A 22,059-nucleotide genomic window follows, 5' to 3' on the forward strand; every position below is an offset into this window, starting at 1 on the left:
TCGCTTTCGGTCAACGTAAAGAATGAAGCCAGTGTCTCGTTTCTTATGCAGAGCTGAGCTGGATCAGACTTCGTCGGGGCTGCGCAGATTGGTGACTGCGATTCGCTGTTCGCGGCGCTGTTCCTTTTGCGACGGCATGTCGGCGCGGTAAACGCCTTGATCGCCGACAACCCAGGAAAGCGGGCGACGCTCCTTTCCGATCGACTCCTGCAGCAGCATCAAGCCTTGCAGGAACGCTTCGGGGCGGGGCGGGCAGCCGGGCACGTAGACATCCACGGGGAGGAACTTGTCGACCCCCTGCACTACGGAATAGATGTCGTACATGCCGCCGGAATTGGCACAGGCGCCCATGGAAATGACCCATTTGGGTTCCAGCATCTGTTCATACAGGCGCTGGATGATGGGGGCCATTTTCAGGAACGGCGTACCGGCGATAACCATGAAATCCGCCTGGCGCGGTGATGCCCGGATAACCTCGGCGCCAAAGCGCGCGATGTCGTGGGGCGCCGTGAAGGCGGTGGTCATTTCCACGTAGCAGCACGAAAGACCGAAGTTGTACGGCCACAGGGAGTTTTTACGCCCCCAGTTGACCGCGCCGTTCAGCACGTCTTCGAGCTTGCCCATGTAGATGTTCTTGTGGACTTGGTCTTCTAACGGGTCGGAAACGGTTTCCCGCTTGCCGATGGGGTACTGCTCGTTAGGAGCATCCGGGTCGATCCTGGTGAGATTGTATTGCATCGCCAAAGCCTCATTGTTTCAGCTTCGCTTGCCGCTTACGACGAGCTTCCGGAGCCCAGTCAAGGGCGCCCACTCGAAATAGGTAGACAAGGCCTGCCAACAGAATTGCTATGAAAACGAGGGCTTCGACGAATCCGGTCCAGCCGCTTTCGCGGACGGACACAGACCAGGCAAAGAGAAAAAGGGCTTCGATATCGAAGATCACGAACAGCATCGCGACCAGATAGAATTTGGCTGAGAGCCGCAAGCGGGCGCCACCTGTAGGCAGCATGCCGGATTCGAACGGTTCGTTTTTGCTGCGACCCCAGGCTTTTGACCCGAGGAGGCTGGACACGCCGAGCATGAAGGCGCAGAGGCCCACGACACCGAGGAGGAAAATGGCAAAGCCCCAGTTGTGGGCGATGAGTCCTGTCGCTTCGGTCATGCTGGAAATCCTTAACAGAGAGCAAAAGTCTCTGAGCTCGAAAAAGTAACGACGCAGTGACGATATGTCGCACTGCAATCAATCGGGATGATTTTATGGCTAAACACCGGGCAAGTAAAATTCCCAAGGCGAAATTATTCGGTTGAATAACCACATAGTGCACCTTCTTGGGGCTGCAGCCCTTGTGTGGCGGGCATTAGCGGGCATTTAATCAAATGTGTTTTGTTTAACGGGTAACGAAGTTTCCAGGCGCCAAATGATAATGAATATTGTTTGCGTGGGGTTTAAGGGAATGTTTCTCGTGTGGCGAGGGAAGTTGCCGTTACTTGCGGGTTTGTCGCTTAGTTGCCGACGGGGATCTTTTAACCGTTTTTGCGAGGGTTAATACCGCTCTGGATCAATGTTTTGCACAAAATTCTCCCTGTAGTGAGCGGGCTTGTCCCGCGCTGGGTGGCGAAGCCGCCCCAAACCAGGCGAATTGGGTTTGTCTGAAACTGCACGGTGTTTTTATTGGGGCGGCTTCGCCACCCAGCGCGGGACAAGCCCGCTCACTACGAAAATGTGTAGATACTTATGGCTATCGCAGGCAAGCCACACATTTGATTTTTTGTGCTTGTGAAACAAAAAAACGCCCCGAACCAGTCGGGGCGTGATTGCTGTGCGGCACTGCGTTTAGGTCTTCCTTGGGGCCGCAGTGGCCGTGTACTCAGTGGATCAGTGGAACTGCTCTTCTTCGGTCGAACCGGTCAGCGCGGTCACGGACGAGGTGCCGCCCTGGATCACGGTGGTCATGTCGTCGAAGTAGCCGGTGCCCACTTCCTGCTGGTGCGCCACGAAGGTGTAGCCCTTCGACGCGTCAGCGAACTCCTGCTCTTGCAGCTTCACGTAGGCGGTCATGTCGTTGCGGGCGTAGTCGTGCGCCAAGTTGAACATGCTGTGCCACATGTTGTGAATGCCGGCCAGGGTAATGAACTGATGCTTGTAACCCATGGCGGACAGTTCGCGCTGGAACTTGGCGATGGTCGCGTCGTCCAGGTTTTTCTTCCAGTTGAAGGAAGGCGAGCAGTTGTAGGAAAGCAGTTGGTCCGGGTATTCCTTCTTGATCGCTTCAGCGAAACGACGCGCTTCGTCCAGGTCCGGCTTGGCGGTTTCGCACCAGATCAGGTCGGCGTACGGCGCGTAGGCCAGGCCACGGGCGATGGCCTGGTCGAGACCGGCACGCACCTTATAGAAGCCTTCCTGGGTGCGCTCGCCGGTCACGAATGGCAGGTCGTATGGGTCGCAATCCGAGGTCAGCAAGTCGGCGGCGTTCGCATCGGTACGCGCCAGGATGATGGTTGGCGTGCCGGCGACGTCAGCGGCCAGGCGGGCAGCGGTCAGCTTCTGGACGGCTTCCTGGGTTGGGACCAGTACCTTGCCGCCCATGTGCCCGCATTTCTTCACCGAAGCCAGCTGGTCTTCGAAGTGCACGCCGGCAGCGCCTGCCTCGATCATGCTCTTCATCAGCTCGTAGGCGTTGAGTACGCCGCCGAAACCGGCTTCGGCGTCGGCCACGATCGGCGCGAAGTAGTCGATGTAGCCTTCATCGCCCGGGCCTTTGCCGGCTTTCCATTGGATCTGGTCGGCGCGACGGAACGCGTTGTTGATGCGCTTGACCACGGTTGGCACCGAGTCCACCGGGTACAGCGATTGATCGGGGTACATGGATTCGGCGGAGTTGTTGTCCGCCGCCACTTGCCAGCCGGACAGGTAGATCGCCTGGATACCGGCTTTCACCTGCTGCACTGCCTGGCCGCCAGTGAGGGCGCCCATGCAGTTGACGAAATCTTTGTCGGGACGGAAGGACGGCTTGGCCCCTTGGGTCACCAGGTTCCACAGCTTCTCGGCGCCGAGTTTTGCAAAGGTGTGCTCAGGTTGAACCGAGCCGCGCAGGCGGACGACGTCAGCAGCGGAATAAGCGCGGGTCACGCCTTTCCAGCGTGGGTTTTCAGCCCAGTCTTTCTCGAGGGCTGCAATTTGCTGTTCGCGTGTCAGTGCCATGTAGATAAACCTCGTCGTCGCATTTTGTAAGGGTTCGAAGGCCCTTGCCAGGGGCCCTGATTAGCGGGAGCGAGGCCATCATGCACAGCCTTTTTGGGGTCGTCAAACATTTTGTAGTGCTTTTTTAAAAGCACTACATCTTTAGTCTAATACGACTCGTCAGTCAGTTTTTGGTGCTTCAGTTCAAGGTATCGACCTTGACCCGTACAGTCAGGTCGTCGCGGCCCTGAGTAGAGTAGCTGCGGGTTGTAGAGGATTTGTCGGCCTGGGTGTCACGATTGATGCCGGCCAGGGAGATCCACTCGCCGAGGCGCCCACTGACTGTTGTGTCGGTGCTTTGCACGTTCACTACATCGGGACGTTCCTGGCTCATGCGGTCACGATTGGTGCTGATCGCCAGGTGCACGGTCTCGCCGGTGACGCTGGCGGTCACGTAGAAGCCCTGGGTGACGTTGCGGTACTGGGTCTGGTTCTGCGGGCGGCCATAACTGTCTGGTTGGGTGGTGGTCAGCGGCACGCTCTGGCCGACCTGGATCAGGGCGGGGATGCCTTCGCTGGCCTGGATCTGCTGGACGCCGCCATCGCGGCTGGTGGTGCCGTAGCTGATGATGCGGGTCTGGCTGTCGCCGCGGTTCTGCTGGTTGGTTTCATTGGTGTCGACGGTGATCAGCAGGCGTTTTGCCGGGGTGTCGAGCTGGGACAGCAAGGCGCGCAGGCCTTCGATTTTTGCGGGGTCAGCGTTAACAATCAGCTGGTTGCCATAGGCGCTGACGGTGCCGTCCTTGCCGATGAAGTTTTGCGCCACGGGCAGCAGGTCGGCGCTGGTGCGGTTGCTCAGGTTGACGACTGCGGTGTCGGCCAAGGCCGAGACACTGGCGGTCAGGAGGAGGGCGGTGAGCAGGGTGCGTAGGGACATGTCCGTGATCTCTGCGAGTCATTTGGCTGGATAGTGCCAGTTTGTCGGCCTGAGGGGTCGCAAATTGAATCGTAGACGGCAAAATGCCCTGGCATGGCAGGGCATTTGGGGTGTTGCTGATATCGCTATCGCAGGCAAGCCAGCTCCCACACTTGACCGAGTACACCCCTTGGAATGCGATCAAATGTGGGAGCTGGCTTGCCTGCGATGCAGGCGACGCGGTTTCGGATCAGTCCCCGCGCACCATGTCCACATGCGGAATCCCGACTTCAAGAAACTCGTCGCTGACGATCTTGAACCCCAGCCGCTCATAGAACGGCGCCGCATACACCTGGGCACTCAGAAACTGCCGGGTCTGGCCACGCTGCTCGGCGACGCCGATCACCGTTTCCATCAGCTTGTCGCCGACCTTCAGCCCGCGCCAGTCCTTGAGTACCGACACGCGGCCGATCTCGCCGCTGGGCAACAACCGAGCGGTGCCAATCGGGAAGTCGCCTTCGAACGCCAGAAAGTGCATCGCACCTGCGTCGTCCGCGTCCCATTCCAGCTCGGGAGGAACCGATTGTTCGGCGATGAACACCGCTTCACGAATGCGCCTGATCTCGGCGATATCCTTTTGCCAGTCCGCGACACTCACGTGAATCTTATTCATCGGCAAATCCCAGGCTTCCTTGCTTGACCAGTTCGCACAGCAGGTCGCGGCCGTCTTCGTCCGCGAGCCATGGGCCGAGGTTGTCGGCGTGCAGGGCGTCGGCGGCGCAGATCAGTTTGAGCAATTCGCGCAGCTTGCCCGGCAGGTAACGGCTCTGGCCGCTGGCGAACAGCAGCACGTCATCGTCCACTTCCGACCAGGCCATGCGCGCGCTCGGGTTGCGCACCAGGATCGCGCCGTCTTGCAGGCTGCTGACAAAATCCTCTTCGGCCACTTCTTCACCGGCCACCAGTTCAGGGTAGCGCGGTTCAGTCATGAACTGGCCGAACCAGGTGAGCAGCATGCGCTCGTCGCTCATGTGCTCGGCCAGCAGGCTCTTGAGGCGGTCCAGTGCGTCGCTCTGGATCTGGTGCGGGTCGCTGACCGGCTGGGCGTCGGCGTCGGTGTAGCGTTCTTCGTCGGTCAGGTACTGGGCGAGGAAGTCGGTGAAGTGGGTCAGCACTTCAGCGGCACTCGGTGCGCGGAAACCGACCGAGTAGGTCATGCAGTCATCTTCGGCGATGCCGAAATGCGCCAGCCGCGGCGGCAGGTAGAGCATGTCGCCCGGTTCCAGCACCCATTCGGCGCTTTCTTCGAAGTCGGCGAGGATGCGCAGGTCGGCGTGCTGCAGCAGCGGGCTCTCGGAGCTGCACATCTGGCCGATCTTCCAGTTGCGCTTGCCCTGGGCTTGCAGCAGGAACACGTCATAGTTGTCGAAGTGCGGACCGACGCTGCCACCCGGTGCGGCGAAGCTGATCATCACATCGTCGATGCGCCAGCTCGGCAGGAAGCGGAACTGCTCCAGCAGCTCGGCGACTTCCGGCACGAACTGGTCGACCGCCTGTACCAGCAGGGTCCATTCGCGCTCGGGCAAGGTGCTGAAGGCATCTTCGGCAAACGGGCCGCGACGCAGTTCCCAGGGGCGTTCGCCGTGTTCGATCACCAGGCGCGATTCGACTTCTTCTTCCAGGGCCAAGCCAGCCAGTTCGTCGGCGTCGATCGGGCTTTCGAAGTCAGGGATGGCCTGGCGGATCAGCAGCGGTTTCTTCTGCCAGTAATCGCGCAGGAATTCCCGTGCAGTGATGCCGCCCAGAAGTTGAAGAGGGATATCAGGATTCATGTGTAACCTATTGAAAAAAAGCACTTTTAAGACAGGAATAAAAACGCCCGGCGCGGCCGGGCGTCTCAAGGGTCTTGCGGTAATCAGATGCGCTTGGCTTGCTCGACGGCGTTGCCGATGTAATTGGCTGGGGTCAGCAGCTTCAGCTCGGCCTTGGCCGCGGCTGGCATGTCCAGGCCGTCGATGAAAGTTTGCAGCGCTTCGGAGGTGATGCCCTTGCCGCGCGTCAACTCTTTGAGCTTCTCGTAGGGGTTTTCGATGTTGTAGCGACGCATCACGGTCTGGATCGGCTCGGCCAGGACTTCCCAGCAGGCGTCCAGGTCAGCGGCGATCTTCTGCGCGTTGAGCTCAAGCTTGCTGATGCCCTTGAGGCTGGCTTCGTACGCGATCACGCTGTGGGCAAAACCCACGCCGAGGTTGCGCAGTACGGTGGAGTCGGTCAGGTCGCGCTGCCAGCGGGAGATCGGCAATTTACTGGCCAGGTGCTGGAACAGGGCGTTGGCGATGCCGAGGTTGCCTTCGGAGTTTTCGAAGTCGATCGGGTTGACCTTGTGTGGCATGGTCGACGAACCGATTTCACCGGCAATGGTGCGCTGCTTGAAGTAGCCCAGGGAGATGTAGCCCCAGATATCGCGGTCGAAGTCGATCAGGATGGTATTGAAGCGTGCGATCGCGTCGAACAGCTCGGCGATGTAGTCGTGCGGTTCGATCTGCGTAGTGTAGGGGTTGAAGCCCAGGCCCAGCTCGTCTTCGATGAAGGCACGGGCGTTTTCTTCCCAGTCGATTTCCGGGTAGGCCGACAGGTGCGCGTTGTAGTTGCCCACGGCGCCGTTGATCTTGCCCAGCAGCGGGACGGCGGCGACCTGAGCGATCTGGCGCTCGAGGCGGTACACCACGTTGGCCAGTTCCTTGCCCAAGGTCGTCGGCGACGCCGGCTGACCGTGGGTACGCGACAGCATCGGCACATCGGCGAAGCGGATCGCCAGTTCGCGGATCGCGTCGGCGGTCTGGTGCATCAGCGGCAGCATCACGTCATCACGGCCTTCGCGCAGCATCAGGGCGTGGGACAGGTTGTTGATGTCCTCGCTGGTGCAGGCAAAGTGGATGAATTCGCTGACCTGGGCCAGTTCCGGCAGCTTGGCCGCCTGCTCCTTGAGCAGGTATTCGATGGCTTTTACGTCGTGGTTGGTGGTGCGCTCGATCTCTTTGACACGCTCGGCGTGCTCCAGGGAGAAGTTTTCCGCCAGGGTATTCAAGACAGCGTTGGCCTCGGCGGAAAACGCCGGCACTTCGCTGATGCCAGGGTGAGCGGCCAGGCGCTGGAGCCAGCGCACTTCAACCAGTACACGAGCACGGATCAGGCCGTATTCGCTGAAAATAGGGCGCAGGGCCTGGGTTTTGCCGGCGTAGCGGCCGTCAACAGGGGAAACCGCAGTGAGCGAAGAAAGCTGCATGGGGTGTTCTCGGACAGTCGGGCAACGAAATGGGGCGCGTATCATACATGAAAAAATCCGCCGGTCCGTTGCCAACTGACCGGCGTATTACGCGTAACGGCTTGAAAACGGCCTGCTGGTGCGACTTATTCGTTGCGCATCAACGGGTAAAGCTCTTTGAGCAATTTGCGCCGGCTGATCACCAACTGCCAGCGATGCCCGCCCAACTGGCGCCACAACCGCGCCGAACGAATACCGGCCAGCAGCAGCGCGCGGATTTTCGAGGCGTTGTTCGGTTGTTGCAGGTTGCGCATGTCGCCGTGCACCTGGATGCGCTGGCGCAGAGTGCTCAAGGTGTCCTGGTACAGCGCTCCGCAGGCGGCGACCACGTTTTCATGGGCCGGGCCAAAGTGCTCCACCTGGGACTGAATCTGCGGCAGGCGCTTGCCGATGGTCTCGAGCATGTCGTCGCGCTTGGCCAGTTGACGCTCAAGACCGAGCATCGACAGGGCGTAGCGCAACGGCTCACGCTGCAAGGTGCTCGGGTCGCGCTCCAGGGCGCCGATCAGCGCGCGGTAACCTTCACGCAGCGCCAGGTCGTCGCCGCCGTAGACCTCCAGGGTGTCCTTGGGGTCGCGAATCAGCAGGCTGCCGAGCATGCAGGCCAGGCCGGCCTCGGTGACCTGGCCGGTCTTGGCGATCTTGTCCACCAGTACCGCCGCGAGGAAAACCCCGCCGAGTGCGGTCAACTGCTCCTGGGTCGGGCTCATGCCGGGTTGCTCCAGGCCTGCGCGACTTCAATCACGCCGCCGCCCAGGCAAACCTCACCGTCGTAGAACACCACAGACTGGCCAGGGGTGACCGCGCGTTGCGGCTCATCAAAGGTGGCGCGGTAGCCGCTGACGGTTTTTTCCAGGGTGCAGGCCTGGTCGCCTTGGCGATAGCGCACTTTGGCGGTCAGGCGGCGTGGCGTACTCAGGTCGATCGGGTTGACCCAATAGATCTCGGAAGCGAGCAGGGCGCCGGAGAACAGCAACGGGTGTTCGTTACCCTGGCCAACGATCAGCACGTTGTTTTCCAGGTCTTTGACCAGCACGTACCACGGCTCTTCACCGGCGTCTTTCAAACCGCCGATGCCCAGGCCCTGGCGCTGGCCGATGGTGTGATACATCAGGCCATGGTGACGGCCGATGACTTCACCGTCAGTCGTTTTGATTTCGCCCGGCTGCGCCGGCAGGTACTGCTTGAGAAAGTCGCTGAAGCGGCGCTCGCCGATAAAGCAGATGCCGGTAGAGTCTTTCTTCTTGGCAGTGGCCAGGCCGTGTTGCTCGGCGATCCTGCGCACTTCAGGTTTTTCCAGCTCGCCCACCGGGAACAGGGTCTTGGCGATCTGTTCACCGCCGACGGCGTGCAGGAAGTAGCTCTGGTCCTTGTTCGGGTCCAGGCCCTTGAGCAGTTCGGTACGCCCGTCGATATCGCGGCGGCGCACGTAGTGGCCAGTAGCGATCAGGTCGGCACCGAGCATCATGGCGTAGTCAAGGAACGCCTTGAACTTGATCTCGCGGTTGCACAGGATGTCCGGGTTCGGCGTGCGACCGGCCTTGTACTCGGCGAGGAAGTGCTCGAACACATTGTCCCAGTACTCGGCGGCGAAGTTGGCGGTGTGCAGCTTGATGCCGATCTTGTCGCACACGGCCTGGGCGTCCGCCAGGTCGTCCATGGCGGTGCAGTATTCCGTTCCATCGTCTTCTTCCCAGTTCTTCATGAACAGGCCTTCCACCTCATAACCCTGCTCCATGAGCAGAACGGCGGAAACGGAAGAATCCACGCCGCCGGACATGCCGACGATGACGCGCTTCTTTTGGGTGTCAGAAGGGGCTGGATCACGCATAGGGTTTCAACGGGTGTCTTGAAAAAGGACGCGATTCTATCAGGCTCAAGCCTTCAAGGCTAAAGGGAAGGGCGGATCAATTCGAGACTGTGGCGCTGGCCGGCCAGATAATCATCGATACAGCGGATGATCAGCTCGCTGCGCCACTCGTCGCGCAAGGCCATCAGCTCGTCGCGGGTCAGCCAGCGGGCGCGGAGGATGCCTTCGTCGAGTTGATACTCGGGGTGATGTCTCAGCGCCTTGGCGATAAAGCAGACGCGTTGATAGGTCACGCCATTGCTCGGGGCGGTGTACAGGTAGATGCCGACGATGCCGGTGGGCTCCACGTCCCAGCCGGTTTCCTCAAGTGTTTCGCGCACGGCGGCTTCGGTCAGGGTTTCGTCCGGGTCAAGGTGACCGGCGGGCTGGTTGAGCACCGCGCGGCCGCCCTTGAGTTCTTCGACCATCAGGAAGCGGCCGTTGTCTTCGACGAGGGTGGCGACGGTGATGTGGGGTTGCCAGGTCATGGAGGCCTCGATTCTGGATTGAGCAGGATTGCAGTCAGTGTGGGAGCTGGCTTGCCTGCGATAGCGGTCTATCAGCGAGCTATTCAGTAGCTGACCCACCGCTATCGCAGGCAAGCCAGCTCCCACATTTGATTGGGTTTCTTCAATTAAATCGGTAGTAGGCACAAACAGAAACCCCGGCACGTGGCCGGGGCTTCTTTGCAGCCTTACAACCTTACTTCAACTTGGCAATCGCCGCGTTGAGGGTGTTGCTTGGGCGCATGGCCTGGCTGGTCAGCTCAGGGTTCGGCGCGTAGTAGCCGCCGATGTCCACGGGCTTGCCTTGTACGGCGTTGAGCTCGGCAACGATGGTCGCCTCGTTCTCGGCCAGGGTCTTGGCCAGTTCGCCGAACTGCGCTTGCAATGCAGTGTCTTCGGTCTGGGCGGCCAGGGCTTGTGCCCAGTACAGCGCCAGGTAGAAGTGGCTGCCGCGGTTGTCGATGTTGCCGACTTTGCGCGAGGGCGACTTGTTGTTGTCGAGGAACTGGCCGGTGGCCTGGTCCAAGGTCTTGGACAGGACCAGGGCTTTCGGGTTGTTGTACGTCACACCCAAATGCTCAAGGGACGCGGCCAGGGCCAGGAACTCGCCCAGGGAATCCCAGCGCAGGAAGTTCTCTTCCACCAGTTGCTGCACGTGTTTCGGAGCCGAACCGCCGGCGCCGGTTTCGAACAGGCCACCGCCGTTCATCAGCGGCACGATCGACAGCATCTTGGCGCTGGTGCCCAGTTCCATGATCGGGAACAAGTCGGTCAGGTAGTCGCGCAGTACGTTGCCGGTCACCGAAATGGTATCCAGGCCCTTGCGGGTGCGCTCCAGGGTGAACTTCATCGCTTCGACCGGCGACATGATGCGGATATCCAGGCCTTCGGTGTTGTGGTCTTTGAGGTAAGCCTGAACTTTCTCGACCACGACGCCGTCGTGCGCACGCTTGGGGTCCAGCCAGAAAATGGCCGGGGTGTTGCTGGCGCGGGCGCGGTTGACGGCCAGCTTGACCCAGTCCTGGATCGGCGCGTCTTTGGTCTGGCACATGCGGAAGATGTCGCCGGCTTCGACGTTCTGTTCCATCAGCAGGTTGCCCTTGCTGTCGGTGACGCGGACAACGCCGTCAGCCTTGATCTGGAAGGTCTTGTCGTGGGAGCCGTACTCTTCGGCTTTCTTCGCCATCAGGCCAACGTTTGGCACGCTGCCCATGGTGGTCGGATCGAAGGCGCCATTGGTCTTGCAGTCTTCGATGACCGCCTGGTAGATGGTGGCGTAGCAGCGATCCGGGATGACGGCCTTGGTGTCATGCAGCTGGCCGTCGGTGCCCCACATTTTGCCGGAGTCACGGATCATGGCCGGCATCGAGGCGTCGACGATCACGTCGCTTGGCACGTGCAGGTTGGTAATGCCTTTGTCGGAGTTGACCATCGCCAGGGAAGGGCGAGCCGCGTATACGGCCTGGATGTCAGCTTCGATCTGCGCTTGCTGGTCGGCCGGCAGGGCCTTGATGCGAGCGTACAGGTCGCCGATGCCGTTGTTCAGGTTGAAGCCGATCTGCTCCAGCACGGTGGCGTGCTTGGTCAGGGCGTCTTTGTAGAACTCGGCAACGATCTGGCCGAACATGATCGGGTCGGAGACCTTCATCATGGTGGCTTTCAGGTGAACCGACAGCAGTACGCCTTGTTTCTTGGCGTCTTCGATTTCAGCGGCGATGAACGCGCGCAGGGCTTTCTTGCTCAGTACGGCGGTGTCGATGATTTCGCCGGCCTGTACCGAAGTCTTTTCCTTCAGCGCGGTGGCGGTGCCGTCCTGGGCGATCAGCTCGATTTTGACAGCATCGGCGGCTTCGATCTGTACGGCTTTTTCGCTGCCGTAAAAGTCGCCGTTGTCCATGTGGGCGATGTGCGACTTGGAGTCGGCAGCCCAGGCGCCCATCTTGTGCGGGTGCTTGCGCGCGTAGTTCTTGACCGACAGCGGTGCGCGACGGTCGGAGTTGCCTTCGCGCAGTACCGGGTTCACGGCGCTGCCCTTGACCTTGTCGTAACGGGCACGGGTTTCTTTTTCCGCGTCGGTGGTTACGGTTTCCGGGTAGTCCGGCAGGGCGTAGCCCTGGGCCTGCAGTTCCTTGATCGCGGCTTGCAGCTGCGGGGTCGAGGCGCTGATGTTAGGCAGCTTGATGATGTTGGCTTCAGGCGTAACGGCCAGGTCGCCGAGTTCGGCGAGGTGGTCCGGGATGGCCTTGGCGCCCAGTTGCTCGGGGAAGCTTGCGAGGATGCGCGCGGCGAGGGAGATGTCGCGGGTTTCCACGGCAATATCAGCGGAAGCGGTGAAGGCCTCTACGATAGGCAGCAGTGAATAGGTGGCGAGGGCCGGGGCTTCGTCGGTGAAGGTATAGATGATCTTCGAGCGGGTGGGCATATTCGGATTAACTCTCTTCTTTGCTGAAAGCGTGCGCAGAAACTCGAGATGCGCCGGGTGGAGCGCGTTCGTTCAAAGTCATCCATGAGCGAAATGTCGAGGTTTCTTCGCGGTGATGTTGGGTTGCATCAGTCGAGCGTCAAGCGGGTGGACTATTGTAATAGTCCTGCTTTGCGAGCCGAAGGCGTCTGTTCCAGAGCGGTCGGCGGTCGTGACTCTTTGGTCAGCGGCGGCATTATACATAGGTCGCTATGCTTACGCCGAGCCTTCATACAAAAGGTGGGTCGTCCATTGGTCTAAAGGTCGCAGGTACCGGATTGCGCCTAAAGTCGCACGATGTGCTCAAGATTGGCGCTTTTCCCTTTGCTTTCAGGCTTGTAGGCGACAAATTATGCTGTTTTCGAGGCAAATGAGCCTGGCGTGAGGTTTCAGTCGCCATTTATCTGGAGTAGGCTCGAACGCAGCCAGATGTTCAATCCATAGATGGAGTTCAGCATGGGATACAAGAAGATTCAGGTTCCGGCAGTCGGCGACAAAATCACCGTCAATGCAGACCATTCTCTCAATGTTCCTGACCAACCGATCATCCCTTACATCGAAGGTGACGGTATCGGCGTCGACATCAGCCCGGTGATGATCAAGGTGGTCGACGCCGCTGTTGAAAAGGCCTACGGCGGCAAGCGAAAAATCTCGTGGATGGAGGTTTATGCCGGCGAGAAGGCGACTCAAGTCTACGACCAGGACACCTGGCTGCCTCAGGAAACCCTGGATGCGGTCAAGGATTACGTAGTGTCCATCAAGGGCCCGCTGACCACGCCCGTTGGCGGCGGTATTCGTTCGTTGAACGTGGCCCTGCGCCAGCAACTCGACCTTTATGTCTGCCTGCGTCCGGTGCGCTGGTTTGAAGGCGTGCCCAGCCCGGTCAAGAAGCCCGGCGATGTGGACATGACTATCTTCCGCGAGAACTCCGAGGACATCTACGCCGGGATCGAGTGGAAGGCCGGCTCGCCCGAAGCGATCAAGGTGATCAAGTTCCTGAAGGAAGAGATGGGTGTCACCAAGATCCGTTTCGACCAGGATTGCGGGATTGGCGTGAAGCCGGTCTCCAAGGAGGGCACCAAGCGCCTGGCGCGCAAGGCCCTGCAATACGTAGTGGATAACGACCGTGAGTCGCTGACCATCGTGCACAAAGGCAACATCATGAAGTTCACCGAAGGCGCCTTTAAAGAATGGGCCTACGAAGTGGCGGCCGAAGAGTTCGGTGCCACGCTGCTCGACGGTGGCCCGTGGATGCAGTTCAAGAACCCCAGGACCGGCAAGAATGTGGTGGTCAAGGACGCCATTGCCGACGCCATGCTCCAGCAGATCCTGCTGCGTCCGGCTGAATATGACGTGATCGCGACCCTCAACCTGAACGGCGACTACCTGTCCGATGCCCTGGCGGCAGAAGTGGGCGGCATCGGTATTGCGCCGGGCGCGAACCTGTCCGACACCGTGGCGATGTTCGAGGCGACCCACGGCACTGCGCCTAAATATGCGGGCAAGGACCAGGTCAATCCGGGTTCGTTGATCCTGTCGGCGGAGATGATGCTGCGTCACATGGGCTGGGTCGAGGCGGCGGATTTGATTATCAAGGGCACCAATGGCGCCATTTCGGCGAAGACCGTGACCTATGACTTCGAGCGCCTGATGGACGGTGCGACGCTGGTGTCGTCGTCGGGGTTTGGTGATGCGTTGATTTCGCATATGTAAAAGGGGTGCGCACAAAAAAAACCGGTCATCTCATGGGTTGAGTTGACCGGTTTTTTTATTGCAATCCACGCGCTCGGCGGCTTTTCAGGCCGTTTGTTTGTTTTCTTTGAGAGCGGTGGATGGTGTTGATTTTTCAGACATATCAGCCGAGGCCGCGCGGATATTCACGGCGTGTAGCCCTTTCGGTCCTTGAATGATCTCGAATTCCACGGGTTGGCCCGCTTTGAGCGTCTTGTATCCGTCCATTTTTATCGCAGAAAAATGCGCAAACAAATCCTCATCTTTGTCATATTCAACGATGAAGCCGTAACCCTTGGCATTATTGAACCACTTGACCTTACCGCTTGCCATACCCATATCCCTCTGCACCAGACTCCATCACTGGAGTATCATCCAGTTTATCCGTCCTAACCCGAATAAATAAGGTTGACTGCGCGGACCTTTTTTACCCACTGTGGGTTCTATTGGTTGTAACACCGTTTCGCCGATAGTCAAGGCGACCGGCCGGTCAGAGTTGAAATTCTGACAGGTCGCCCCCACCACTGTAATTGAACCACTGACGAACCTTTCTTTCCATGCATGCAAACAGCCAGATTCGACTAACATTCAATCAGGATCGACCGGATCAGGAACACGATGACCACGGTTCTGCAGGCATTGCTGTCCAGGAGGCCAAGCCTGCTCTACAGGCGCCGCCGATGTACAAGGTGGTTTTGTTCAATGATGACTACACACCGATGGATTTCGTGGTCGAAGTGCTCGAGGTGTTTTTTAACCTGAACCGCGAGTTGGCGACCAAGGTAATGCTGGCCGTTCACACAGAAGGACGGGCAGTATGTGGAGTGTTTACCCGCGACATCGCCGAGACAAAGGCCATGCAGGTCAACCAGTACGCCAGGGAAAGCCAGCATCCGCTACTCTGTGAAATCGAGAAGGACGGTTAACGCCGATCCACTTGGGTATGAGGTGAAGCTATGTTAAACCGCGAGCTCGAAGTCACCCTCAATCTTGCCTTCAAGGAGGCTCGTTCGAAGCGTCATGAGTTCATGACCGTCGAGCACCTGCTGCTGGCACTTTTGGATAACGAAGCTGCCGCCACCGTTCTACGCGCGTGCGGCGCCAATCTCGATAAGCTCAAGCATGACCTGCAGGAATTTATCGACTCCACCACGCCACTTATTCCCGTTCACGATGAAGACCGTGAAACCCAGCCGACGCTGGGCTTTCAGCGCGTGCTTCAACGTGCAGTGTTCCACGTGCAGAGCTCCGGCAAGCGTGAAGTCACAGGCGCCAATGTGCTGGTGGCGATCTTCAGCGAGCAGGAAAGCCAGGCAGTGTTCCTGCTTAAACAGCAGAGCGTTGCCCGTATTGATGTCGTGAACTACATCGCCCACGGTATCTCCAAGGTGCCTGGGCACGGCGATCATTCCGAGGGTGAACAGGAAATGCAGGACGACGAGGGCGGTGAGTCTTCTTCTTCAAGCAACCCACTGGATGCCTATGCCAGCAACCTCAATGAACTGGCGCGCCAGGGGCGGATCGATCCGCTCGTGGGCCGCGAGCTGGAAGTTGAGCGCGTAGCGCAGATCCTCGCGCGTCGTCGCAAGAACAACCCGCTGCTGGTCGGTGAGGCGGGCGTGGGTAAGACCGCGATTGCCGAAGGCCTGGCCAAGCGCATCGTGGATAACCAGGTGCCGGACCTGTTGGCCAACAGCGTCGTCTACTCGCTTGACCTGGGCGCCTTGCTTGCCGGGACCAAGTACCGTGGCGATTTCGAGAAGCGCTTCAAGGCGCTGCTCGGCGAGCTGAAAAAACGCCCGCAGGCGATCCTGTTCATCGACGAAATCCACACCATCATCGGTGCCGGTGCCGCATCCGGCGGGGTGATGGACGCGTCCAACCTGCTCAAGCCATTGTTGTCGTCGGGTGATATCCGTTGCATTGGCTCGACCACGTTCCAGGAATTCCGCGGCATCTTCGAGAAAGACCGTGCCTTGGCGCGTCGTTTCCAGAAAGTCGACGTGTCCGAGCCTTCGGTCGAAGACACCATCGGCATCCTGCGCGGGCTCAAGGGGCGTTTCGAGGCGCACCATGGCATCGAGTACACTGATGAGGCCTTGCGTGCGGCGGCTGAGCTGGCGTCGCGCTATATCAATGACCGGCACATGCCGGACAAGGCGATCGACGTGATCGACGAGGCGGGCGCCTATCAGCGCCTGCAACCGGTCGAGAAGCGTGTGAAGCGCATCGACGTGCAACAGGTCGAGGACATCGTGGCGAAAATTGCGCGTATTCCGCCTAAACACGTCAACAGTTCCGACAAAGAGCTGCTGCGTAACCTGGAGCGCGACCTCAAGCTGACGGTGTTCGGTCAGGATGCGGCCATCGATGCGCTGTCCACCGCGATCAAACTGTCGCGCGCGGGCCTCAAGTCGCCGGACAAGCCGGTAGGTTCGTTCCTGTTCGCCGGCCCGACCGGCGTCGGCAAGACCGAAGCGGCGCGGCAGTTGGCCAAGGCCATGGGCATTGAGCTGGTACGTTTCGACATGTCCGAATACATGGAGCGCCACACCGTGTCGCGCCTGATCGGTGCGCCTCCGGGCTATGTCGGTTTCGACCAGGGCGGCCTGTTGACCGAAGCGATCACCAAGCAGCCGCATTGCGTGTTGCTGCTCGATGAAATTGAGAAGGCCCACCCCGAAGTCTTCAACCTGCTGCTGCAGGTGATGGACCACGGCACCCTGACCGACAACAACGGGCGCAAGGCGGACTTTCGAAACGTGATCGTGATCATGACCACCAACGCCGGTGCCGAAACGGCCGCGCGGGCTTCGATCGGGTTCAGCCATCAGGATCACTCTTCGGATGCGATGGAAGTGATCAAGAAGAGCTTTACGCCGGAGTTCCGCAACCGTCTGGACACCATTATCCAGTTTGGTCGCCTCAGCCATGAGGTCATCAAAAGCGTGGTGGACAAGTTCCTCACCGAGCTTCAGGCGCAGCTGGAAGACAAGCGCGTGCAGCTGGAAGTGTCGGAAGCGGCGCGCAGCTGGATTGCCGAGGGCGGCTACGATGCGGCAATGGGCGCACGCCCGATGGCGCGTCTGATCCAGGACAAGATCAAGCGGCCACTGGCCGAAGAGATCCTGTTCGGCGAGCTGTCCGACCATGGTGGCGTGGTGCACATCGACCTGAAGGACGGCGAGCTGACCTTCGACTTTGAAACCACGGCTGAAATGGCCTGATAGCTGACCGCAACAAAGCAAAAGGCGCCGAAAGGCGCCTTTTTGCTGTCTCTGATTGTGCAATGCAGTCTTCAGGTCAATAAAGACCAAATGTGGGAGCTGGCTTAACCAGTTTCGGCTAAATCGCACGCACACAAAAACGCCCGGCATAACCGGGCGTCTTGTATTGACCTGCTTAGCGAGCGCGGTAAGTGATGCGCCCTTTGCTCAAGTCATAGGGCGTCAGCTCGACGCGCACTTTGTCACCGGTAAGAATACGAATGTAGTTCTTGCGCATCTTGCCGGAGATATGCGCGGTTACGACGTGCCCATTTTCCAACTCCACACGAAACATGGTGTTGGGCAGGGTGTCGACGACAGTGCCTTCCATTTCGAAGCTGTCTTCTTTCGACATGCAGTAAAGCCCTCGGTATCCAGTGAATGGCCCGGTGCAACTGCGCCAGGCAAAAGCGGCGTGCATTGTGCCCGAAAAAGGGTGTTCACGCCAAGGGGTTCTAGTTAAGCGTGACCCATCTTTGGTTAATCAGCAGTTCTATAGGCCGATATTGGGTCTTGTAATTCATTTTTTTGCAGTTTTTGATCCAGTAACCCAGGTACACCGCCTCCAGTTCCAGGCGCAACGCCTCGCCGATTTGCCAGAGGATGGCGAAGCGTCCCAGGCTGCGGCGTTCTTCGGCGGGCTCGTAGAAGGTGTAGACCGCAGACAACCCGTTAGGCAGCAGATCGGTCACGGCGACGGCCACCAGTCGGCCTGCTGCGCGAAACTCGTAGAAGCGCGAGAACGGCAAGTCACGCACCAGGAACGTGGAAAACTGGTCGCGGCTGGGCGGGAACATATCGCCGTCGGCGTGGCGTTGCTCGATGTAGCGCTGATACAGGTCGAAGCACTCTTCGGTGAAGCGCGGCTTGGTCGATGTCACCGTCAGGTCGGCGTTGCGCTTGAGAATGCGTTTCTGGTTGCGGTCCGGCAGAAACTGCGCCACGGGGATACGTGCCGGCACGCAGGCATTACAGTTCTGGCAGTGAGGCCGGTACAGATGATCGCCGCTGCGCCGAAAGCCCATCTCCGATAGATCGGCGTACACATGCACGTCCATAGGCTGGCTGGGGTCGAGGAACAGTGTGGTGGCCTGCTCGTCGGGCAGATAGCTGCAAGAGTGGGGTTGAGTGGCATAAAACTTCAAGCGCGCCAACTCGGTCATGATCAACCCTCGGGATAAGCTTTGAAATAAGTGTAAGCCAGGAGCGCGAAAGTCGCCTAGGAAACCCACGGTCCAGTGTTGGGTTGGTCCAGGTGATCGCGTAGCAGGCCGGCGAAGTCGCTGCGGGAGATGGCGCGGGCACCCAGGCTGTGCAGGTGGTCATTGGGCATCTGGCAGTCGATCAGTACAAAGCCCCAGGCCTGCAGTTGACGGGTCAGCGTGGCAAAGCCGAATTTCGAGGCGTTGTCGGCGCGGCTGAACATGGATTCGCCGAAAAACAATTGGCCTATTGCCAGGCCATACAGGCCGCCGACCAGTTCGCCATCATCCCAGACTTCCACTGAATGGGCGTAGCCGCGCTGGTGCAGCGCCAGGTAGGCGCTCTGGATGCCCTCGGTGATCCAGGTGCCGTCGGCATAGGCGCGCGGTGCGGCGCAGGCCTGGATGACGGCGGCGAAGTCTTGGTCGAAGGTCACCTGGTAGCGCTGCTGACGCAACAATTTGCCCAGGCTGCGGGAGACATGCAGCTCGTCGGGGAATATGACGGTGCGCGGATCGGGCGACCACCAGAGGATCGGCTGGCCCTCGGAGAACCAGGGGAAGCAGCCATGGCGGTAGGCTTGCACCAGGCGCTCGGCCGACAAGTCGCCACCGGCGGCAAGCAGGCCATTGGGCTCGCGCAGGGCCTTGGCCAGCGGGGGAAAGGTCAGGGAGTCGCGTTGTAACCAGGTCAGCATGGCATCCAGGCTTACGGAAGGGGAGGGGAGTGGCAGGTATGTCACCTGCCTGCGCAGTGCTGATTATTGTCGACATGGCGCCATCGGGCCAGCCCGAATCGGTCATTGGCGTGTATTAGCGTGAGCGGGTGTGTCTGCAACTCCGTGCCGGGGACGTGGTCGTAATCGGGTCGGTTCCATGCAGGCCATCTGCCAAGCTGGACCGGATTGATAAAAACAGCTCATAAGCCTTTGTCAGCAAAGACAATGCATGCTCAAATTGAGCCTGTCGTGTGAGCCGATTCGTCGGGCTGCCGGGTGAAGGGCAAGGGGCGTGGCATCGCCGGCACAAACCCGTACAATGCGGGCATTGTGGCGCTTTCGTCATTTCATCCAGCCGTCGCCCAATGTTAAAAAGTAGATGCAACGACGCTCCTTCATTTTTCAACTGCTCGGATTGGGCAGTGTTTGCAGTCATTCAACAGATGGACGCGCTAAAGGCGCAGGAAAAGACCCGTTTTGAAGAAATCCGCCGCAGTACCTAAAGCAGCCGTGGTGCCAGCCTGGCGCCAGCACCTGCATTATCGCCTCAAGGAAGGCGCGCTGATCGCTATTGGCGCCCTGTGCCTGTTCCTGATGATGGCCTTGCTCACCTATGGCAAGGACGATCCTGGCTGGAGCCACAACAGCAAGATCGATGATGTGCAGAACTTCGGCGGGCCGGTGGGCTCCTACAGCGCCGATATCCTGTTCATGGTACTGGGTTATTTCGCCTACATTTTCCCGTTGTTGCTGGCCATCAAGACCTGGCAGATCTTCCGTCAGCGGCACGAGCCGTGGCAGTGGAGCGGCTGGCTGTTCTCCTGGCGCCTGATCGGCCTGGTGTTCCTGGTATTGTCCGGCGCGGCCCTGGCGCATATCCATTTCCATGCGCCCACCGGCCTGCCGGCGGGCGCGGGCGGTGCGCTGGGTGAAAGCCTCGGCGACCTGGCGCGCAGGACCCTGAATATCCAGGGCAGCACCTTGATGTTCATCGCGCTGTTCCTGTTCGGCCTCACCGTGTTCACCGACCTGTCCTGGTTCAAGGTGATGGATGTGACCGGCAAGATCACCCTCGATCTGCTGGAGTTGTTCCAGGGCGCCGCCAACCGCTGGTGGGCCGCCCGTGTCGAGCGCAAGCGCATGGTGGCGCAGTTGCGCGAGGTGGACACCCGCGTCAACGAAGTGGTGGCTCCGAGCACGCCGGACCGACGCGAGCAGGCCAAGGTCAAGGAGCGGCTGATCGAGCGCGAGCAGGCCCTGAGCAAGCACATGTCGGACCGCGAGAAGCAGGTGCCGCCGGTGATCGCCCCGGCGCCGCCCAAGGCCCCCGAGCCGAGTCATCGCGTGCAGAAAGAGAAACAGGCGCCGCTGTTCATCGACAGCGCGGTCGAAGGCACCTTGCCGCCGATCTCGATCCTCGACCCGGCCGAAAAGAAACAACTCAACTATTCCCCGGAATCCCTGGCGGCCGTCGGCCACCTGTTGGAAATCAAGCTCAAGGAATTCGGCGTCGAAGTATCGGTGGATTCGATCCATCCCGGCCCGGTCATTACCCGCTACGAAATCCAGCCGGCCGCGGGCGTCAAGGTCAGCCGTATTTCCAACTTGGCCAAGGACTTGGCCCGTTCCCTGGCCGTGACCAGCGTGCGCGTGGTGGAGGTGATCCCCGGCAAGACCACCGTGGGTATCGAGATTCCCAACGAAGACCGCCAGATCGTGCGCTTCTCCGAAGTGCTGTCGACCCCGGAATACGACAACTTCAAATCGCCGGTCACCCTGGCCCTGGGCCACGACATTGGGGGCAAGCCGGTGATCACCGACCTGGCAAAAATGCCGCACTTGCTCGTTGCCGGTACCACCGGTTCCGGTAAGTCGGTGGGCGTGAACGCGATGATCCTGTCGATCCTGTTCAAGTCCGGCCCGGAAGACGCCAAGCTGATCATGATCGACCCGAAGATGCTCGAACTGTCGATCTACGAAGGTATTCCGCACCTGCTGTGCCCGGTGGTCACCGACATGAAGGACGCCGCCAACGCCCTGCGCTGGAGCGTTGCCGAGATGGAACGCCGCTACAAGCTGATGGCCAAGATGGGCGTGCGTAACCTGTCGGGCTTCAACGCCAAGGTCAAGGAAGCCCAGGACGCCGGTACGCCGCTGACGGATCCGCTGTACAAGCGCGAAAGCATCCACGACGAAGCGCCCTTGCTGACCAAGCTGCCGACCATCGTGGTGGTGGTCGACGAATTCGCCGACATGATGATGATCGTCGGCAAGAAGGTTGAAGAACTGATTGCGCGGATCGCCCAGAAGGCCCGTGCCGCCGGTATCCACTTGATTCTCGCGACCCAGCGTCCGTCGGTGGACGTGATCACCGGCCTGATCAAGGCCAACATCCCGACGCGCATGGCGTTCCAGGTGTCGAGCAAGATCGACTCGCGGACCATTATCGACCAGGGCGGCGCCGAACAACTGCTCGGCCACGGTGACATGCTCTACATGCCGCCGGGCACCAGCCTGCCGATTCGTGTCCACGGTGCCTTTGTTTCCGATGACGAAGTACACCGCGTCGTGGAAGCCTGGAAGTTGCGCGGCGCTCCGGAATACAACGACGACATCCTCGCCGGTGTTGAAGAGGCCGGCAGCGGCTTCGACGGCGGCAGCGGCGGTGGCGACGACGATGCCGAAACCGACGCGCTGTACGACGAAGCCGTGGCCTTTGTACTCGAAAGCCGCCGCGCGTCGATTTCCGCGGTGCAACGCAAGCTCAAGATCGGCTACAACCGCGCCGCCCGCATGATCGAATCCATGGAAAACGCCGGCGTCGTGACCGCCATGAACACCAACGGCTCGCGTGAAGTCATTGCCCCCGGGCAGATGCGCGACTGATCCCGCGCCGCGTGGCG

19 protein-coding genes are annotated in these 22,059 nt (G+C 59.9%); 4 read left to right on the plus strand and 15 right to left on the minus strand.

What is annotated here, in order from left to right; translation table 11 throughout:
• Positions 1-63: 63 nt before the first annotated feature.
• The 11 genes from KVG91_RS20760 to KVG91_RS20810 all read right to left on the minus strand — a co-directional run bounded on the left by KVG91_RS20760 (position 64) and on the right by KVG91_RS20810 (position 12,199).
• A complete protein-coding gene (locus tag KVG91_RS20760; RefSeq protein ID WP_169376051.1) occupies positions 64-738 on the minus strand; it encodes a NuoB/complex I 20 kDa subunit family protein in 675 nt (224 codons plus the stop codon).
• A 10-nt stretch (positions 739-748) separates the two neighbouring features.
• Complete coding sequence (locus tag KVG91_RS20765) at positions 749-1,162, minus strand: NADH-quinone oxidoreductase subunit A (RefSeq protein WP_015372409.1); 414 nt, start codon at positions 1,160-1,162, stop codon at positions 749-751.
• 714 nt (positions 1,163-1,876) lie between these two features.
• Complete coding sequence (gene aceA / locus KVG91_RS20770) at positions 1,877-3,202, minus strand: isocitrate lyase (RefSeq protein ID WP_076950802.1); 1,326 nt, start codon at positions 3,200-3,202, stop codon at positions 1,877-1,879.
• A 178-nt stretch (positions 3,203-3,380) separates the two neighbouring features.
• Positions 3,381-4,118: a secretin N-terminal domain-containing protein gene (locus KVG91_RS20775; protein WP_169375566.1), complete on the minus strand. Its 738-nt coding sequence runs from the start codon at positions 4,116-4,118 to the stop codon at positions 3,381-3,383.
• Between the two features lie 229 nt (positions 4,119-4,347).
• The gene (locus tag KVG91_RS20780) at positions 4,348-4,770 is read right to left on the minus strand and encodes a GNAT family N-acetyltransferase (protein ID WP_169375565.1); all 423 of its coding nucleotides are present in this window, start codon (positions 4,768-4,770) and stop codon (positions 4,348-4,350) included.
• The gene (locus KVG91_RS20785; RefSeq protein WP_169375564.1) at positions 4,763-5,929 is read right to left on the minus strand and encodes a ribosomal protein uL16 3-hydroxylase; all 1,167 of its coding nucleotides are present in this window, start codon (positions 5,927-5,929) and stop codon (positions 4,763-4,765) included. The genes KVG91_RS20780 and KVG91_RS20785 overlap by 8 nt, the downstream gene beginning before the upstream one ends.
• 83 nt (positions 5,930-6,012) lie before the next feature.
• Entirely contained in the window at positions 6,013-7,383 is a 1,371-nt protein-coding gene (gene purB / locus KVG91_RS20790) for an adenylosuccinate lyase (RefSeq protein ID WP_169375563.1), read from the minus strand.
• A gap of 125 nt (positions 7,384-7,508) precedes the next feature.
• Positions 7,509-8,132 carry a high frequency lysogenization protein HflD gene (gene hflD, locus KVG91_RS20795; protein ID WP_169375562.1) on the minus strand — a complete coding sequence of 208 codons (624 nt, stop codon included), beginning with the start codon at positions 8,130-8,132 and terminating at the stop codon, positions 7,509-7,511.
• Positions 8,129-9,253: a tRNA 2-thiouridine(34) synthase MnmA gene (gene mnmA, locus KVG91_RS20800; protein WP_169375561.1), complete on the minus strand. Its 1,125-nt coding sequence runs from the start codon at positions 9,251-9,253 to the stop codon at positions 8,129-8,131. Before mnmA ends, hflD begins: the two co-directional genes overlap by 4 nt.
• A gap of 59 nt (positions 9,254-9,312) precedes the next feature.
• Positions 9,313-9,759, minus strand: a complete 447-nt coding sequence (locus KVG91_RS20805; RefSeq protein ID WP_169375560.1) for an NUDIX hydrolase — start codon at positions 9,757-9,759, stop codon at positions 9,313-9,315.
• A 214-nt stretch (positions 9,760-9,973) separates the two neighbouring features.
• A complete protein-coding gene (locus KVG91_RS20810) occupies positions 9,974-12,199 on the minus strand; it encodes an NADP-dependent isocitrate dehydrogenase (RefSeq protein ID WP_169375559.1) in 2,226 nt (741 codons plus the stop codon).
• A gap of 495 nt (positions 12,200-12,694) precedes the next feature.
• Here KVG91_RS20810 and icd point away from each other — a divergent pair, with 495 nt between their 5' ends.
• Complete coding sequence (gene icd, locus KVG91_RS20815; protein ID WP_169375558.1) at positions 12,695-13,951, plus strand: NADP-dependent isocitrate dehydrogenase; 1,257 nt, start codon at positions 12,695-12,697, stop codon at positions 13,949-13,951.
• Between the two features lie 84 nt (positions 13,952-14,035).
• Here the strand turns inward: icd and cspD are convergent, their stop codons facing one another.
• On the minus strand, positions 14,036-14,308 hold the full coding sequence (cspD, locus tag KVG91_RS20820; protein ID WP_279309140.1) for a cold shock domain-containing protein CspD: 273 nt from the start codon (positions 14,306-14,308) through the stop codon (positions 14,036-14,038).
• Positions 14,309-14,526: 218 nt separating this feature from the next.
• Here cspD and clpS point away from each other — a divergent pair, with 218 nt between their 5' ends.
• Both clpS and clpA read left to right on the plus strand, forming a co-directional pair.
• On the plus strand, positions 14,527-14,895 hold the full coding sequence (gene clpS / locus KVG91_RS20825; RefSeq protein WP_076950793.1) for an ATP-dependent Clp protease adapter ClpS: 369 nt from the start codon (positions 14,527-14,529) through the stop codon (positions 14,893-14,895).
• A 30-nt stretch (positions 14,896-14,925) separates the two neighbouring features.
• Complete coding sequence (clpA, locus tag KVG91_RS20830) at positions 14,926-17,196, plus strand: ATP-dependent Clp protease ATP-binding subunit ClpA (protein WP_076950792.1); 2,271 nt, start codon at positions 14,926-14,928, stop codon at positions 17,194-17,196.
• A 175-nt stretch (positions 17,197-17,371) separates the two neighbouring features.
• Here the strand turns inward: clpA and infA are convergent, their stop codons facing one another.
• From infA to aat, 3 genes are all read right to left on the minus strand, one after another.
• The gene (gene infA, locus KVG91_RS20835; RefSeq protein ID WP_002553999.1) at positions 17,372-17,590 is read right to left on the minus strand and encodes a translation initiation factor IF-1; all 219 of its coding nucleotides are present in this window, start codon (positions 17,588-17,590) and stop codon (positions 17,372-17,374) included.
• A gap of 100 nt (positions 17,591-17,690) precedes the next feature.
• Complete coding sequence (locus KVG91_RS20840) at positions 17,691-18,398, minus strand: arginyltransferase (protein ID WP_169375556.1); 708 nt, start codon at positions 18,396-18,398, stop codon at positions 17,691-17,693.
• Positions 18,399-18,454: 56 nt separating this feature from the next.
• A complete protein-coding gene (gene aat / locus KVG91_RS20845; RefSeq protein ID WP_169375555.1) occupies positions 18,455-19,135 on the minus strand; it encodes a leucyl/phenylalanyl-tRNA--protein transferase in 681 nt (226 codons plus the stop codon).
• A 498-nt stretch (positions 19,136-19,633) separates the two neighbouring features.
• On the opposite strand from aat, the gene KVG91_RS20850 reads away from it, so the two are divergent.
• Positions 19,634-22,042 (plus strand): DNA translocase FtsK, encoded by a 2,409-nt coding sequence (locus KVG91_RS20850; RefSeq protein ID WP_169375554.1) that lies wholly within the window; start codon positions 19,634-19,636, stop codon positions 22,040-22,042.
• The last annotated feature ends 17 nt before the right edge of the window (positions 22,043-22,059 follow it).

The sequence above is a fragment of the Pseudomonas azadiae genome (assembly GCF_019145355.1).
Lineage (GTDB): Bacteria > Pseudomonadota > Gammaproteobacteria > Pseudomonadales > Pseudomonadaceae > Aquipseudomonas > Aquipseudomonas azadiae.